Here is an 800-nt window from a genome sequence, read left to right as displayed (position 1 = left end):
TGGTGGGAACGTTAAAAACCGAAACCATTAACCATGAACTGGCAGAAACAGCGTATGTGATTGAAGGTTCAAAAATCGAAGCCTACGACGATATGTAGTCGTCGATTTCGAGGTACACCAAAGGCGTCGCATCGGCGCCTTTGTCATCTTTAAATGTTAAACAATGTAGCGCGATAAGTACGCTAACACGCCCACATAAAGAATCAAAAGAAACGCTATCGACAGGTGCTTTTTCAGTTTACTTGCTTCCGAGAACTTCATCACCCCTCCAAAATAACGGTAACAATTTTAACAACTCATTATCATTTTGAATAGCCCTATTCCTTCAAAATCTGAGACGCTCTCTCTGGTCGCCTCGCGGATTAAGGTGTAAATTGAGGCAAGCGTCAAACGCAAGCTCTTGGTAGGAAAATACATGGCAGAACCAACGAAACAACCTGTAGTGATTGAACACCAGCCTAATACGCAGAAAAACGGTCACCACGACAAGAAAACGGGTTACATCAAAGACAGTGCGAGCCGAATTAAAAACATCGCTCAATCTCATGGCCTTGACGCTCTATTGCAAACTGACCCTCCTGCCAAATCCGCATTAGAAAGAGCACAACTGCGAGACCAACGACGCCAAGAGCAAAGACAAAAAAACCTTGAGCAAATCCTAAAACTCGCGCACAGCGCTTGCCGCGATGAAACCGCAGGCGAACCCGATCAAGATTGGTTGTATCGATTTTTCGATATGGCCCAAGATATCCACAACAGTTCAATGCAGAAGTTGTGGGCGCAAGTGATGAAGCGTGAAG

Annotated in this window: 1 protein-coding gene and 1 pseudogene; both read left to right on the top strand. The window is 45.0% G+C overall.

Annotated elements, in window-relative coordinates; translation table 11 throughout:
* Positions 1-98 (top strand): annotated as a pseudogene (locus R7Q46_RS26320) (DUF3299 domain-containing protein); the annotation flags it as partial.
* A 317-nt stretch (positions 99-415) separates the two neighbouring features.
* The coding region (locus tag R7Q46_RS26315) for a DUF2806 domain-containing protein (RefSeq protein WP_318078103.1) at positions 416-800 on the top strand (385 nt) is incomplete at its 3' end.

The organism is Vibrio sp. 811 (assembly GCF_033339195.1).
Note: the sequence above shows the minus strand (reverse complement) of the source record. Positions and strands in the feature narration are given on the sequence as shown.